General features: G+C 73.1%; 10 protein-coding genes and 2 pseudogenes. 5 read left to right on the top strand and 7 right to left on the bottom strand.

The genetic code is table 11. The features are described from left to right. Both ABD981_RS10705 and ABD981_RS10700 read right to left on the bottom strand, forming a co-directional pair. Positions 1 to 676 (bottom strand): alpha/beta hydrolase (locus ABD981_RS10705; RefSeq protein ID WP_345528895.1); only part of this gene is annotated, 676 nt, incomplete at its 3' end. A gap of 487 nt (positions 677 to 1,163) precedes the next feature. Next, on the bottom strand, positions 1,164 to 2,150 hold the full coding sequence (locus tag ABD981_RS10700; RefSeq protein ID WP_345528902.1) for an AraC-like ligand-binding domain-containing protein: 987 nt from the start codon (positions 2,148 to 2,150) through the stop codon (positions 1,164 to 1,166). Positions 2,151 to 2,505: 355 nt separating this feature from the next. Here ABD981_RS10700 and ABD981_RS10695 point away from each other — a divergent pair. Then, positions 2,506 to 3,344: pseudogene (locus tag ABD981_RS10695) on the top strand (alpha/beta fold hydrolase). A gap of 176 nt (positions 3,345 to 3,520) precedes the next feature. Here ABD981_RS10695 and ABD981_RS10690 read toward each other — a convergent pair. Then, positions 3,521 to 4,648 (bottom strand): annotated as a pseudogene (locus ABD981_RS10690) (NADH:flavin oxidoreductase). 118 nt (positions 4,649 to 4,766) lie between these two features. Between ABD981_RS10690 and ABD981_RS10685 the strand changes: the two are divergent. Then, positions 4,767 to 5,213 (top strand): MarR family winged helix-turn-helix transcriptional regulator, encoded by a 447-nt coding sequence (locus tag ABD981_RS10685; protein ID WP_046906136.1) that lies wholly within the window; start codon positions 4,767 to 4,769, stop codon positions 5,211 to 5,213. Positions 5,214 to 5,318: 105 nt separating this feature from the next. On the opposite strand, the gene ABD981_RS10680 is transcribed toward ABD981_RS10685, so the two are convergent. Next, complete coding sequence (locus ABD981_RS10680) at positions 5,319 to 6,806, bottom strand: DUF4246 domain-containing protein (RefSeq protein WP_486389393.1); 1,488 nt, start codon at positions 6,804 to 6,806, stop codon at positions 5,319 to 5,321. Between the two features lie 475 nt (positions 6,807 to 7,281). Here ABD981_RS10680 and ABD981_RS10675 point away from each other — a divergent pair, with 475 nt between their 5' ends. Continuing rightward, entirely contained in the window at positions 7,282 to 8,151 is an 870-nt protein-coding gene (locus ABD981_RS10675) for an alpha/beta fold hydrolase (protein ID WP_046906134.1), read from the top strand. 127 nt (positions 8,152 to 8,278) lie between these two features. Here ABD981_RS10675 and ABD981_RS10670 read toward each other — a convergent pair whose 3' ends face one another. Continuing rightward, entirely contained in the window at positions 8,279 to 10,015 is a 1,737-nt protein-coding gene (locus ABD981_RS10670; RefSeq protein ID WP_046906133.1) for an amidase, read from the bottom strand. Positions 10,016 to 10,189: 174 nt separating this feature from the next. On the opposite strand from ABD981_RS10670, the gene ABD981_RS10665 reads away from it, so the two are divergent. After that, entirely contained in the window at positions 10,190 to 10,912 is a 723-nt protein-coding gene (locus ABD981_RS10665) for a TetR/AcrR family transcriptional regulator (RefSeq protein ID WP_240495108.1), read from the top strand. Positions 10,913 to 11,683: 771 nt separating this feature from the next. On the opposite strand, the gene ABD981_RS10660 is transcribed toward ABD981_RS10665, so the two are convergent. Beyond that, positions 11,684 to 12,943 carry an NADH:flavin oxidoreductase gene (locus ABD981_RS10660; RefSeq protein ID WP_123954209.1) on the bottom strand — a complete coding sequence of 420 codons (1,260 nt, stop codon included), beginning with the start codon at positions 12,941 to 12,943 and terminating at the stop codon, positions 11,684 to 11,686. A gap of 162 nt (positions 12,944 to 13,105) precedes the next feature. Here ABD981_RS10660 and ABD981_RS10655 point away from each other — a divergent pair, with 162 nt between their 5' ends. Beyond that, a complete protein-coding gene (locus tag ABD981_RS10655) occupies positions 13,106 to 13,552 on the top strand; it encodes a TIGR03618 family F420-dependent PPOX class oxidoreductase (RefSeq protein WP_046906131.1) in 447 nt (148 codons plus the stop codon). 40 nt (positions 13,553 to 13,592) lie between these two features. Here the strand turns inward: ABD981_RS10655 and ABD981_RS10650 are convergent, their stop codons facing one another. Then, positions 13,593 to 14,063, bottom strand: coding sequence for a hypothetical protein (locus ABD981_RS10650; protein ID WP_046906130.1), 471 nt, complete (start codon positions 14,061 to 14,063; stop codon positions 13,593 to 13,595). Positions 14,064 to 14,195 lie beyond the last annotated feature (132 nt).

The following is a 14,195-nucleotide window of genomic DNA, read 5'->3' as shown; positions in this document are numbered from 1 at the left end:
GCGCGGAATCCGTGTCGCGCAGCGGATCGAGCACCATGAAGCCATGGATCGTGCCCTGATAGCGCAGGGAGACCACCGGCACGCCGGCCGACCGGAGCAGGTCCGCGTACGCCTCGCCCTCGTCGCGCACCACGTCGGCCTCGCTGGTGACCACCAGCGCCGGAGGAAGTCCGGCGAGCTCGTCGAGGGAGGCCCGCAGCGGTGACGCGGTGGCCAGGCTCCGCTGCCGTGCGTCGGGCAGGTACTGGTCCCAGAACCGGCGCATCGTCGCCCGGTCCAGGAAGTAGCCGTCGGCGAACTCCCGGTACGAGGGGGTGTCGCAGGCGGCGTCCAGGACCGGGCACAGCAGCACCTGCCGCAGCAGGCGCACCCCACCGCGCTCCTTGGCGAGCAGGGTCAGCGCCGCCACCAGGTTCCCGCCCGCCGAGTCGCCCACGGCGACCATCCGGCCGCCGTCCAGGCCGATCTCGCCGCCCTGCGCGCAGATCCAGCGCGCGACCGCGTAACACTGCTCGACGGCGACCGGATACCGCGCCTCCGGGGCGCGCGCGTGGTCGACGAACACCACGGCCGCGTCCGCGCCGAGGGCGAGGGCCCGCGCCAGGCGCCGGTGGGTGTCGGCGTCGCCCAGGGTCCAGCCGAGCCCGTGCAGGAACAGGACGACGGGGGAGCGCACCGGAGGTGTCGGCCGGTCGGACCACCTGAACCCGCACGTGACCCGTCGGGCCACCCGGCAGGGCGTACCACTCCGCTTCGGTGGCCTCCTCGTCGAGAGCGCCGGGGTCGGCGTCCCCCTGGAGGAGTGCGAGGCTGCGCAGGGCATCCTCCGGGTTCTGGGCGGGCGCCGGCCGAGGGCAGGCATGCCGGTCCACGAAGGCGCGCGTCGTGCGGTCCAGGACCGGGGGCCGGGAGGACGGGGGATCGAAGTCGGTCACGCACGGTCTCCTGCCGTCGGGGCCTGAAGCGAAAGGGACGTCCGGAACGCAGGTTCCCGGCCGGACGCGGGCACGCGCCGGAACGACGCCGGATCACCGGAACGCGCCGGAACGCGGCGCACCGCCCGTGGCCCGAGGAGGGCTGCACCGAGCAGGGCCGCGTCGCCGCGGGCACGGGTCGGCCGGCGCGGCTCCGAGCGGGGACCTTACCCGCTGGAACGCGGGAGGTCAGCCCCCTGGTGCTCGCCGTCTCGCGCGGCCCCGGCGTCCCGGTCCGTGCGCAGGGAGCGCCATTCGCGCGGGGGACACGCCGTATTCGGCGCGGAAGGACCGGCTGAAGTGGGCGGGGTTGACGAAGCCCCACCTCTGGGCGACGGCGGACACGGTGGGCGTCGTCCTGCCGCGGCGGGCCAGTTCGCGCCGGCACTCCTCCAGACGCCGCCGCCGGACGAACTGCCCGACCGTCGTTCCCTCACCCTCGAACAGCCGGTGCAGGTAGCGGACCGAGATCCGGTGCTCCCGGGCGATGCGCTCCGGCGACAGGTCCGGGTCGCCCAGGTTCCGGTTGATGTGGTCGAGGACGCGCAGCATCAGGTGGCTGCGCCCGTCCGACTCCGTGCCCCCGTGGTGGGCGCGCTCCGCGATCAGCGTGGAGAGGAGGTCGACGACGTTCCCGGCCAGGCGGTTCGCGACCACCTGCGGGTAGCGGTCGGCGCCGGACGAGGCCAGCGTGGCCAGGAACGGCAGCAGCATCGCGCCGACCCCGTCCGCCGTGCCGATGGCGCTGCCGGTGACCCGTCGGACGTCGTCGTCCGGCACGCCCAGCGTGCGGCGCGGGAGCTGGAAGACGTGGGTCGCGAACCGCTGCGGATAGTCGACGGAGTACGGCCGGGTCGTGTCGCACACCACCAGCTCGCCCTCCGCCACCTCGGCCCGCCTGCCGTCCTGGACGACGGTGGCCGTGCCGGAGATCTGGACCGCGACCGACACCAGGGCCTCGGACGACCCGGCGATCAGCGCCGGCGTACGGCTGACCCGCTCCGCGTCCGCCTCCATGGTGCACACCTGGAGGTAGCCGAGCCGGCCGGAGGCGATCCGGCCGTCGAACGGTCCCTCGCCCCGGGGAGTGACCGTCAGCGGCACCAGCGCCCTGCTGACCGCGTCGTTCCAGTACGCGACCTTCTCCCGGTCCGGCACGGAGGCGGTCGTCAACACCAAGCTCAAGTTGCTCTCCAGTCAGGGGAATCGACTCAGGAGCGCGACCGGGCCGCACGCCGGGGCCCGGGCTCCCGCCCACACCGACCAGCCAAGCAGCGGGCCTTTTCCCCCTCCAGGCAGAACCACAGGCAGAACCGGCAGAACCGGCAGGACCCGCCGAACCGCCGGAACCGGGAGAGCCGCCGGGACCGGCGGAACGGCCGGTCCCGCGGGCAGCCGTGGCAGCCCTGCACGCACGGTCAAGATGCCGTGCGTGCAGGGGCAAAAGACTCCGCTCCCCGGCTCGTAGCGTGACGGCGTCCGGTGCCGGAAGGCGGCGCCGACCAGCCGATTCACAGCAAGGAGACACCCCATGCCGTACATCACCGTGGGCCAGGAGAACACCACCGCCGTCGAGCTCTACTACGAGGACCACGGCACCGGGCAGCCGGTCGTCCTCATCCACGGCTTCCCGCTCGACGGGCACTCGTGGGAGCGGCAGTCCGCCGCGCTGCTCGACGCCGGGCACCGGGTGATCACGTACGACCGCCGCGGCTTCGGCCGTTCCTCGCAGCCGACCGCCGGCTACGACTACGACACCTTCGCGGCGGACCTGAACACCGTGATGGAGACCCTCGACCTGCGCGACGCCGTCCTGGTCGGCTTCTCCATGGGCACCGGCGAGGTCGCCCGTTACGTGTCCACGTACGGTTCGGCGCGCGTGGCGAAGGTCGCGTTCCTGGCCTCGCTCGAGCCGTGCCTGCTGAAGAGCGACGACAACCCGGACGGCGTGGCCCCCAAGGAGTTCTTCGACGGAGTCGTCGACGCGGTCAAGGCCGACCGCTACGCCTACTACACGGCCTTCTTCCAGGACTTCTACAACCTGGACGAGAACCTGGGCACCCGCATCAGCGAGGAGGCCGTCCGCAACAGCTGGAACACCGCGGCCCGGGGCGGCGCCTTCGCCGCGTCCGCCGCACCGGCGACCTGGTACACACCGACTTCCGCGCCGACATCCCGGCCGTGGACGTGCCCGCCCTGATCCTGCACGGCACGGCCGACCGCATCCTCCCGGCCGAGGGCACCGCGCGCCCCTTCCACAAGGCGCTGCCGTCCGCCGACTACGTCGAGATCGAGGGCGCCCCGCACGGCCTGCTGTGGACCCACGCGGAGGAGGTCAACACGGCCCTCCTCGCCTTCCTGGCGAAGTGACGCGCCACGGACGCCGGTCCGGCGGCGGGGTGAGCGCGTAGCGGGCCCCGGCCGGGCGGAGAGCCGGACGCGCGCGCCGGACCGGGCCGGCGACGCGTGGACACAGCGCGACGACGGGCCGGGAACCCTGCGGTTCCCGGCCGTCGTCGCGGTCGATCGCGCCGCGGCGCGGGCCCTCAGCTCAGGGTCTTGACCGCGGCCGCGTCGTACGGCTTCAGCTCGTCGGTCCGGCCCGCGAGGACCTTGGCCGCCCACTCGGGGTCCTGGAGCAGCGCCCGGCCGACCGCGACCATGTCGAACTCGTCGCGCTCCAGACGGTCCAGGAGCTCGTCGATGCCCTGGACCGGCGCGCCCGCGCCCGCGAAGGCGTGGATGAAGTCGCCGTCGAGGCCGACCGAGCCGACGGTGATGGCGGGAAGGCCGGTGAGCTTCTGGGTCCAGCCCGCCAGGTGAGGTCCGAGCCGTCGAACTCGGGGATCCAGTGGCGGCGGGTGGAGGCGTGGAACGCGTCGACACCGGCGGCGGCCAGCGGGGTCAGGATCGCCTCCAGCTCCTCCGGGGTCTCGGCGAGCCGGGCGTCGTAGGCGTCCTGCTTCCACTGCGAGTAGCGGAAGAGCACCGGGAAGTCGGGCGAGACGGACGCGCGGACCGCGGCCACGATCTCGGCCGCGAACTTCGTACGGGCCACGGGGTCGCCGCCGTACGCGTCGGTGCGCCGGTTCGTCCACCGCCCACAGGAACTGGTCGATGAGGTAGCCGTGGGCGCCGTGGAGCTCGACGCCGTCGAAGCCGATGCGCTCGGCGGCCGCGGCGGCCTCGGCGAAGGCGCCGATGACGTCGTCCAGGTCGCTCCGGGTCATCTCCTTGCCCGTGCCCTCGGTGCGTCGGTGCGGATGCCGGACGGGCCCCATGGCCGGGGCGTCGGGGTAGGGCGCCTGGCCCTGCTGGCGCACCATGCCGATGTGCCACAGCTGCGGCACGATCGTGCCGCCCGCCGCGTGCACGTCCTCGGCGACCTTCGCCCACCCCGCCAGCTGCTCCTCGCCGTGGAACCGCGGCACGCGGTCGCTCTGCCCCGCCGAGTCGTGGCCGACGTACGTGCCCTCGGTGACGATCAGGCCCACGCCGGCGGCGGCACGGCGGGCGTAGTACGAGCGGACGTCCTCGCCGGGCACGCCACCGGGGGAGAACATGCGCGTCATCGGCGCCATCACGATGCGGTTCGGGACGGTGAGGCCGTTCAGGGCCACGGGCCGGGAGAGGATCTCGGCCGCGCGGGAGGCGGGGGACGCGGTGGCGGTCACAGGGGCGCTCCTTATGGCGTTTACTTGACAACCTTGATGCTTGAGAACTTCATGCAATACTGAAGAAGGTAGAGCCACATATTTGAGATAGTCAAGTTTCTCGGGATACTGTTGTCCCATGACAGAAGCTCCGCGTGCGCAAGCGCCCGTCGACACCGACCGGCTCATGGAGCAGCTCTCGATGTCCTGGGGCGTCTACCTCGGCGACTTCACCGTCGCGGCGGCGAGCGAGAACCTCACCGCGAGCCAGGCCAAGGCGCTGACCGTGCTGCGCCGCGGGCCCGCCGCGATGCGCGCGCTGGCCGAGACCATGACCTGCGACGCCTCCAACATCACCGGCATCATCGACCGGCTGGAGAAGCGCGGCCTGGTGCGCCGCGAAGCCGACGCGTCCGACCGGCGCGTCAAGAACGTCATCCTCACCGCCGAGGGCGAGCGCGTCACCGACGCGATCCGCGCGAGGATGCGCACCACGCAGGAGGGGCTGGACGGGCTCGGCGCCGAGGAGCGCGACTCCCTCTGCCTCCTCCTGGAGCGCGTCTTCGGCTGCCGCCCCACGCCCTGACCGGGCGGCCTGCGCGGGTTCGCACAGGCCCCCCGGTCACGCCGGTCGCCCCTCGATCCGGTCACGTGGCCATCCGGTCACCCGGGCAGGGCGTCCGGATCGCGGTCAGTGCTCGCAGAGGGAGAACTCCCGCTCGTAGAGCTGCTCGTTGTGCTCGTCGACGAAGAACTTGCGCTCCCGCATGAGCTCCTCGCGGTACTGCTCGGCCTCGGCGAGCGTCATGGTCGAGCTCTCGGCCCAGGGCTGCTGCGGCGGCACGTCGGCCGTCGACACGATCCGCTGCGACGGGTCGACGAGGAAGAACGCGAGGATCTTCCGGTGCCCCGGCCGGGTGGGGTCGGCGAGGCGGAACGAGCCGACTCGGTGCTGCAGGACGTTCGGGAACGCGAGGCAGCGGCCCGCCGGGGTCGACGCGGACCCCAGCCTCTGGTTCAGCGCGTCCTCGTTCTCCAGGCCGTAGACCTCCCGCATGCCGTCGTCGTCGCTCTGCTCGTACTCCGGGTCGTCCAGAGCGCTGCGGAACCCCAGCCGGCTCTCGGTGATGTTCTCGCTGTCCCAGTAGAAGAGGCCGGTCGAGACGATCCGCTCGTTCAGCATCCCCTCGACGTGCCAGGAGCCGCCGGCGTACTCGGGCTTCTCGGGAGTGAGGTGGATGGAGGCCACCTTGACGATGACCTGGAGACGGCGACCGCGCAGGTCGACGCGGGCGGACGCGTCGGGCCGCTCGGGCGCGGTGAACACCGGGGCGTCCGGGACGACCGGGCGACGGTTCTCCCACCACTCGTCGTACGCCTCCGACCAGGCCTGACTCGCCTCCTCGTAGGCCACGTCGTCAGCGAAGGCGGTCCTGTTCGGGCGCACCGGCGCGGATCCGTACCAGCCCCAGGGGTCGGCGTCGATCCGTACGGGCCGCGGGTGGCGCAGGTCGGTGAGCACGTTCTCCAGGAGCGGGCGCATCCGGGCGAAGACGTCCGGCAGGACCGCGAGCAGGTCGCGGTGACGCTCCGGGTGCACGTTGTTCACGTACGACCCGAAGGTGACCCCGCCGTCCTCGTCGACGTCGACCTCCGTCGGCAGCCACTGGAACCTCTCCGAGAACTCGTACTTCGCATAGCGTTCCGCCGGATTCCGCCACGCCTCCTCGGGCGCCCCGCTCACCTCGCGGACCAGGCAGAACAGTGACGGGTGCACCAGGTCCAGGACCTGCCCCTCGGAACCGGGATGCCAGTCGCGCTCCTCCTCGGGGACCTCCTCCAGCACCCGCACCGCCTCGCGCAGCCGTGCCCCGAGCGCGTCGTCGACGAGCGCGTCCGACTGCCACACCCCGTCGACGGCGGACACCTCGACCCCGGTCCGCGCGTCCCGCAGGGCGGCGTAGTGCGCGAGTTCGTCCAGCACGTAACGGACCTGAGCCTCGGTCAGGCCCTGGGCGATCGCCTCCTCGGTCCACCGGGCGACGATCCCGGCGTCGTTCCGCTTGTCGAACCAGTCCGCCTTCGCCCGGATGTGCGCGCTGCACCGCATCATCTCCAGTTCCCGCAAGGTCCTGGGCGGCGTCACGAACGGCCGGGAACGAGGCGAGTGGAAGGGCAGCGGGAAGGGGGGACAGCGCGGTCAATTCTCTCGGTCCTCTGCATCGGTGTGCGGCGACGGGAACGATCGAACACCCCGTCGACTCTGATCGCCGTCAGCATGGCACGAGGAACTGACAACGAGTCCGGCCGGGGCGTACGCGGACACGGCCGGCCGGGAACTCGCCGGCGCCCCGGGGCGGGCACTCCTCGCCTGCGCGAGGTGATGACAGCTGACGACCTGTTGTCCACCACGACACGGCCCGCGGCGAACCGATCGAACTCACCGACACCGGCCTGCGCCGCTGGAAGCCCGCCCGCCCGGCAGCCTGATACCTCCCCGGGACTCGGAGCCGGGGACCGGTCCGTGTGATCAACGGCAGCCGACCAGCCCTTTGCGCCCCCGCCGCGCCCGTGCGACGGGGTGAGCTCCGACTCCCGCGACGCGATGCCGGGCGCGCCGATGAGTTTTCGGGGTGTGGCCGGTCTGTAGGGGTATGAAGACTCAGACGCTTGAGACGGCCGGCGCGGACCTCGTCTATGACGTGCGCGGGCCGCTGCCGACCGCTGATGGACGACCGCCGCTGCTCATGATCGGGCAGCCCATGGACGCCGCCGGCTTCGCCGCGCTCGCGGCGCGCCTTCCCGAGCGGACGGTCGCCACGTACGACCCGCGTGGGATCGGCCGCAGCACGCGCAAGGACGGGCGGGTGGACCACACGCCGCAGGTCCAGGCCGATGACGTGCACGCCGTCATCGAGGCGCTCGGGGCCGGGCCGGTCGAGATGTTCGCGAGCAGCGGGGGCGCGGTCACGGCGCTCGAGCTCGTGGCGAAGTACCCGGGGGACGTGACCACCCTGGTCGCGCACGAGCCGCCGCTCCTCACGCTCACGCCGGACGGCCCGGCGGCCGTGCGGGCGCGGGCTGATGTCCGGGAGGTGTACGAGAAGCGGGGATGGGGGGCCGGCATGGCCGCGTTCGTGGCGATGACCTCGTGGGACGGCGAGTTCACCGACGCGTACTTCGCGCGGCCGGCCGCCGATCCGGCCGCGTTCGGACTGCCCGTGGGCGACGACGGATCGCGCGACGATCCGCTGCTCTCCGACCGGTCGTGGGCCGTCAGCGGCTACCGGCCCGATGCCGAGGCGATCGCCGCGGCGCCGACCCGCGTCGTGATCGCGGTGGGCGAGGAGTCCGGCGGCGTGCTGACCGGACGCACCTCCGTCGCGACCGCCGAGCTGCTCGGGCAGCGGGTGACCGTGTTCCCGAGCCATCACGGCGGCTTCGCCGACGCGGAGTCCGGCTATCCCGGGAAGCCGGACGAGTTCGCGCACCGGCTGCGGGAGGTCCTCGACGGCGCCTCGTGAGCCGACCGCCCGAGGGACGTCGACCCTGCCGGTCCTCGGCCGGTCCGTCGGCGCCGCACCCGGTGACGAGCCGGGTGCGGCGCCGACGGCGGAGGTACCGGGGCGGCGGCCCCGGTACCTCCTCAGGTCACTGCGCGGCCAGGCGCGGCGTGCGCGAGGGCGTCGTGCGGCGGTTGCCGGTCTTCTCGAAGGCAGCCGCGAGGGACAGCAGGGTGTTGTCCTCGTAGGCGCGGCCCGCGAAGGTCAGGCCGACGGGCATGCCGGTGTCCGTCATGGTGCCCATGGGCACGGTCACGGTCGGGATGCCGAGGTGGCGGGGGACCAGGTTGCCGTTGGCGACCCAGACGCCGTTGCGCCAGCCGAGGTCGGCGGACGCCTCGTTGACGTCCATGTCCGCGGGGCCGACGTCGGCGACCGCGGGGAAGACGACCGCGTCCAGGCCCAGGTCGTCCATCCACAGCTCCAGGTCGACGCGGCGCGTCTCCTCCAGCCCGCGCAGCCCCTGCTCGAGGAGCGGCATGTCGGCGAGGGACGCGTACGGGCGCTCGCGCACGAAGCGCGGGTAGTCGCCGATCGTGTCGTCGAAGCCCTCGTACCGGTCCGGCAGCTCGCCCTCCTGCTTGGGCCAGATGCGGGTGGCGTCGACGTCGGCCAGGCTCGACAGCGCCGGGTCCCCGTTGGCGCGCAGGAAGTCGTCCCAGGCCCAGGCGGACAGGTCCTCGATCTCGAAGGTGAGGTACGCGCGGCTGACCAGCCCGCGGGTGAACAGCGAGGGCGCTCCCGGGCGGTCGGACTCGTAGTTCGACACCACGGGGAAGTCGACCTCGACCACCTCCGCGCCGGCGGCCTCCAGGTCACGGCGCGCCGCCTCCCACAGCGCGATCACCGAGGGGCGCGTGACGACGCGCTGCCCGGTCTGGCCGCCGATGCCTCCGTCCGGGTTCGTGCCGGCCTCGGGGTCGGCGTTGATGTACATCCTGGGGACGCCGACGCGCTTGCCGGCGAGCGCCTCGGACGCCGCCCCGGCGTCGGCGGGGGCGAGCGCCGGGTACGAGTCGGGCCGCACCTGCGACGCCGAGGGCAGCTGCACCCACGGCTGCGCACGCCACAGGTCCCCGCGCGTGTCGGAGTCGTCGGCGACGATGACGTCGAGCAGTTCCAGCAGGTCGGCCATGGTGCGGGTGTGCGGGACCACGACGTCCATCGTCGGTACGAGCGGCCAGTTGCCACGGACCGAGATCACGCCGCGGCTGGGGGTGTAGGCGCACAGGGCGTTGTTCGAGGCCGGGGCGCGGCCCGAGGACCAGGTCTCCTCGCCGAGGCCGAAGGCTCCGAACGAGGCCGCGGTCGCGGTGCCCGAGCCGTTGGAGGAGCCGGAGCCGTACGCGCTGGTGAGCCACTCGGCGCTGTACGGGCTCTCGGCGCGGCCGTACACACCGCGCTGCATGCCGCCGTTCGCCATCGGCGGCATGTTGGTCAGGCCGATGAGGACCGCGCCGCCGGCGCGCAGCCGCTCGATCGCGAAGGCGTCGCGCTGGGCGACGAGGTGCTCGAACGCCGGGGAGCCGGACGCGGCCGTGAGCCCCTCGGCGAGGTAGCTGTCCTTGGCGGTGTACGGGATGCCGTCCAGCGGGCCGAGCGTCTCGCCGCGGGCGCGGCGCGCGTCGGAGGCCTCCGCCTCCGCCCGGGCGCGCGGGTTCATCACGACCATCGCGTTCAGCGCGGTGGCCGTGCCGGGCCGGTCGTACGCGTCGATCCGCGCGAGGTAGGCGTCGAGCAGCTCGACCGAGGTGGTCTCGCCCTTCTCCAGCGCCGCGCGCAGGTCGGCGATACAGGTCTCCACGACATCGAATCCGCGCGTCATGTGGGTGTCTCCCGGGTGGTGGGTCATACAGGCAGGCCGCCGGCGGTGGGGCGGCCGCACACGGGCGGCCGCCCCACTCCCAGCACTCTAACTAGATTTTCAGTCTAGACTAGTGGTCTAGATGGCCGGAACCTAGACTTCGGAGTCTGGATTTTCGGAACCGAAGGTGAGCTCATGCCGACGTCAGAGACCGGGCCCGCCCTGCCCGACCGCCCCTCCCCGCCGAAGGGCGTGACCGGGGCGGCGGACGCCGGGAGCCGCGGCGCCTCGCGGCCCGCGGCCCGGGTGCCGACCGACAGGAAGCGCCAGCCCAGCGGGGACGAGGCGCGGGGGCGGGCCATGCGGGCCGCCATCGGCCTCATCGCCGAGAAGGGCACGGCGGCCCTGCGGATGTCCGACATCGCCGCGCGGGCCGGCATGAGCACCGGGCACATCCTGTATCACTTCGGCAAGAAGGACCGGCTCCTGCTCGAAGTCCTCGCCTGGAGCCAGGCGGACCTCTGGGCCCGGTTCCAGGAGGCCGCCGACCGGGCCGCGTCCCCCGCCGAGAAGCTGGACCTGTTCGTCCGCTTCTACCTGCCCCGCCACCAGGGCGACGATCGCTACGCGCTGTGGACGCAGGTACTGGCCCAGCGCCACGACGAAGCGGGCCGGCACGTCCTCACCGAACTGCTGGACGGCTGGGACGAGCGCCTGGAGGCCATCCTCCGGGAGGGCCGGGACCTGGGTCACTTCGCCGACGTGGACATCCCGGAGTTCACCATCCGGGCCGTGGCCATGCTGAGCGGGATCTCCGAGGACGTGATGTTCGGCCGGTCCCGCTGGCAGCACGCCTCCGCGCACGCCTTCGCCCTGGCCGCCCTCGAACGGGAGCTGCGTCCCACCGGGCAGGGCTGACGGGACGCGGAGCGGCCGGCCCCCGACCCCGGGTGACGGGGCGCGGCCGACGCGGCCGGGCCGGCCGCGCCGCCGCACGGAGCCGAGCCCCGGCGTGGACGCGCCCCGCCCGTACGGACACCCGTCGCCGGTGATCGCCGTCCCGGGGATCGGTGCTCCCTGCACCTGGGGCCCGGTGGACGGCGTCCGCCGCCCACCGGGCCCACGGCCGTCTCAGGCCGCCGGGGGTATCACCACAGTCCGCGCATCCTGGAGACGAGGGCGCCGGCGAGGCCGAGGCCGGTGCCGTAGGCAAGGCCGCGGAGGAAGTGCCCGACGGCGGCGTAGCACTGGAGCCGGAGGTACGGGCCGAGGCGGCCGTAGCGAGGCGCGGGGCGACGCCTGGAGGACTGGTGAGGGGTGCGCCTTGTCCGGGGCGTGTGCGGATCCGGCCAGGTCAGCCTCAGTATGGGCCCGGACGCGGTTTCCGCGCCCACCCCTTCGGCAGTGCTCGACGCGGCGCTGGTCAGTATCGGACTGCTCGCAACGGAACTCATGCCCGCATCAACCGGCCTCCAGGCGCGGTCGATGCGGACGCCCTCCGCGTTTCACCCCTCGCGGGGGTCCTCTTCCCCGACACGGGGGAACTTCCTCGTCCATCCGTGGCGGAGCGCATCCGGGGCGGCCGTCCCGCGCCGGCCGGGGACGGCGGTATCGGTGCTCCGGTGTTCTGGGACTCCGGGTCGCCGGGGCTCCGGGTCTCCAGGGCTCCCGGGCTTCAGGGCCCCCGGGTCAGATCCGGGGCAGCGGCTCCGGATCCACCAGGACGCAGCGGGTGCCCGTGTAGATCGTCGGCATGCAACGGTTGCAGTGGACGCACAGCGACGTGCTGCTCGTACCGGCCCGGTAGCGGTTGACCAGGTCGGGCTCGCGGAGCAGGGCGCGCCCCATGGCCACGAAGTCGAAGCCCTCGGCCATGGCACGCCGCGCGGTGGCGAGGTCGGCTATGCCGCCGAGCAGGATCAGCGGCAGGTCCAGTTCCGCGCGGAACTGCCGGGCCGAGTCCAGCAGGTACGCCTCCTCGTAGGGGTACTCGATCAGGAAGCGTCCGCCCAGCGCCAGCACGCCGAGGCGCTGGGGCCGCGGGAAGGTGGCCGCGAAGTCCCGTAGGGGCGCGCCGCCGCGGAAGAGGTACATCGGGTTGAGCAGGGAGCTGCCGGCGGTGAGCTCCAGGGCGTCGACCGTGCCGTCGTCCTGGAGCCAGCGGGCGAGCTGCAGGCTCTCGTCGAGCCAGATGCCGCCGGGGACGCCGTCGTCCATGTTCAGCTTCGCGGTGACGGCGACGCGGTCGCCGACGGCGTCGCGCACGGCGCGGGCGGCGTCCCGAGCGACGGTGGCCCGGTTGGCGAGGCTCCCGCCGTACCGGTCCCGGCGTCGGTTCAGCCGGGGGCTCAGGAACGCGCTCGCGAAGTAGTTGTGCCCCAGATGGATCTCCACGGCGTCGAAGCCCGCGTCGACCGCGAGCCGGGCGGCCTCTCCGTGCGCCGCGATGATCCGCTCGATGTCGGACTCGGTGGCCGCCCGCGTGGTCCGCATGCCGAGCGGACTGAACCGGCGGGTCGGGGCGAGGGCCGGGCGCCGGTTGGAGGCGGCGTTGGCGACCGGTCCGGCGTGCCCGATCTGCGCCGCCACGGCCGCTCCCTCGGCGTGCACGGCCTCCGTCAGCCGGCGCAGCCCCGGAACGGCCTCGGGCCGCATCCAGATCTGGCGCCGCTCGGTCCGTCCCTCCGGGGCCACCGCCAGGTACGCGACGGTCGTCATGCCCACCCCGCCGGCGGCCGGCCCGCGGTGGTAGTCGACCAGCCGGTCGGTGACGAGGCCGTCGGGGGTGGCGCCTTCGAACGTGGCCGCCTTGACGATCCGGTTGCGCAGGGTCAGCGGGCCGAGCCTCGCCGGCGCGAGGACATCGGGTGCGGCGGGTGCGGCGGGTGCGGCGGCCACGCCGGGCACGTCGGGTACGGCGGGAACGTCACGAGGCACTCGGGTGACCATCGGTCAGGCATCCTTCCTGAGCGGGACGGTGGGGCGAGGGCGCGTCGGTTCGAGTCCGCAGGAGAGCACAGTCTCCCCGCACTGTCCATCACGCGTGACCGACGGGTACGCGCACCCTCCGCGCCATTCCGCCAGGACGGTCGTCGTCGGTAGTCTCGGGCGATGACGCAGACTCTCGCCCCCGCTGTCCGCGCCCGGCTCCTCGCCCCCAACATCTGGTACGTCGGCACGGTGTGCCTCGACGGCGCCCCGCAGGTCAGCCCGATGTGGGTGGACCTGGAGGGCGAGGGGAAGCTGGCGTTCAACACGTCCGTGGGCCGGGTGAAGGAGGAGAACCTCCGCAACGACCCCCGCGTCTACCTCTCCCACGTGGACGCCGCCGATCCGTACGACCGCGTGCAGATCAGCGGCGTCGTCTCCCGCTTCGTCGAGGGCGAGGAGGCGCACGAGCGGATGGACCGGATGGCACACAAGTACCTGGGCTGCGAGCGCTATCCGTGGATCATGCCGGGGGAGCGGCGGGTCGCCGTGATCGTGCGGCCGGTCAAGGTGCGCCACATCGTCGGAGTGGAGCGGTTCCGCCCCGGCGGCCCCGTCCCCGCCCCCTGACGCGGCAGGCGGATCGCGGCCGCCGCCCCCGGGCGCGCCCCTACTTGATCAGCGCGTTGGCCACCGCGATCGCCAGCCCGATCGTCGCGTCCGCCAGGCCCACGAGCACGGCCGACCGGCGCCGGTAGCCGGATCTCAGGGCGGCGAAGGTTCCCCAGGCGCCGAGCAGCAGGGTGTTGAGCGTGAGCCCAAACGTCGTGACCGGCGCCTCGCTCCAGTCCGCCGCCCCGGCGACCAGGAGCAGGGCCACGGTGGGCAGGACGGCGACCACCAGGGGCCACTCCTCGCCCAGCGCGGTCACCAGGCGCCGCCAGCGCACGGAGGCGCTGCCGGTGTGGTGGGCGGCCATGTGGTGCGCGTACCCGTGCACCAGACCCGCCGCGATCGCGGTGACCAGGATCCACAACGCGTCGTAGACCGGGGTGAAGCGTTCACCTTCGCTCTGCAACGCCGCGAGCAGTGCGCTGGCCAGGACGGTGCCGTAAATGCCGCCGAACATCCAGTTTCGCATGCTTGGGAACGGTACGGGATATCGGCCGGCGACCTGAACCGGCCGTTATCCCCGCTTTATGTAGGCGTCTTCTGCATGCGTCCTTGTTCATGCGTCCTTGTTCATGCGTCCTTGTTCAAGCGTCGAGCACCG

This window comes from Streptomyces showdoensis, assembly GCF_039535475.1.
GTDB lineage: Bacteria > Actinomycetota > Actinomycetes > Streptomycetales > Streptomycetaceae > Streptomyces > Streptomyces showdoensis.
Note: the sequence above shows the minus strand (reverse complement) of the source record. Positions and strands in the feature narration are given on the sequence as shown.

What these genes read in the sequence shown, in the direction of transcription:
- ABD981_RS10650 (WP_046906130.1), bottom strand. Translation starts at nt 14,063, where the DNA reads ATGCGAAACTGGATGTTCGGCGGCATTTACGGCACCGTCCTGGCCAGC.
- ABD981_RS10670 (WP_046906133.1), bottom strand. Translation starts at nt 10,015, where the DNA reads ATGACGCGCGGATTCGATGTCGTGGAGACCTGTATCGCCGACCTGCGC.
- ABD981_RS10685 (WP_046906136.1), top strand. Translation starts at nt 4,767, where the DNA reads ATGACAGAAGCTCCGCGTGCGCAAGCGCCCGTCGACACCGACCGGCTC.
- ABD981_RS10660 (WP_123954209.1), bottom strand. Translation starts at nt 12,943, where the DNA reads ATGGTCACCCGAGTGCCTCGTGACGTTCCCGCCGTACCCGACGTGCCC.
- ABD981_RS10665 (WP_240495108.1), top strand. Translation starts at nt 10,190, where the DNA reads ATGCCGACGTCAGAGACCGGGCCCGCCCTGCCCGACCGCCCCTCCCCG.
- ABD981_RS10655 (WP_046906131.1), top strand. Translation starts at nt 13,106, where the DNA reads ATGACGCAGACTCTCGCCCCCGCTGTCCGCGCCCGGCTCCTCGCCCCC.
- ABD981_RS10675 (WP_046906134.1), top strand. Translation starts at nt 7,282, where the DNA reads ATGAAGACTCAGACGCTTGAGACGGCCGGCGCGGACCTCGTCTATGAC.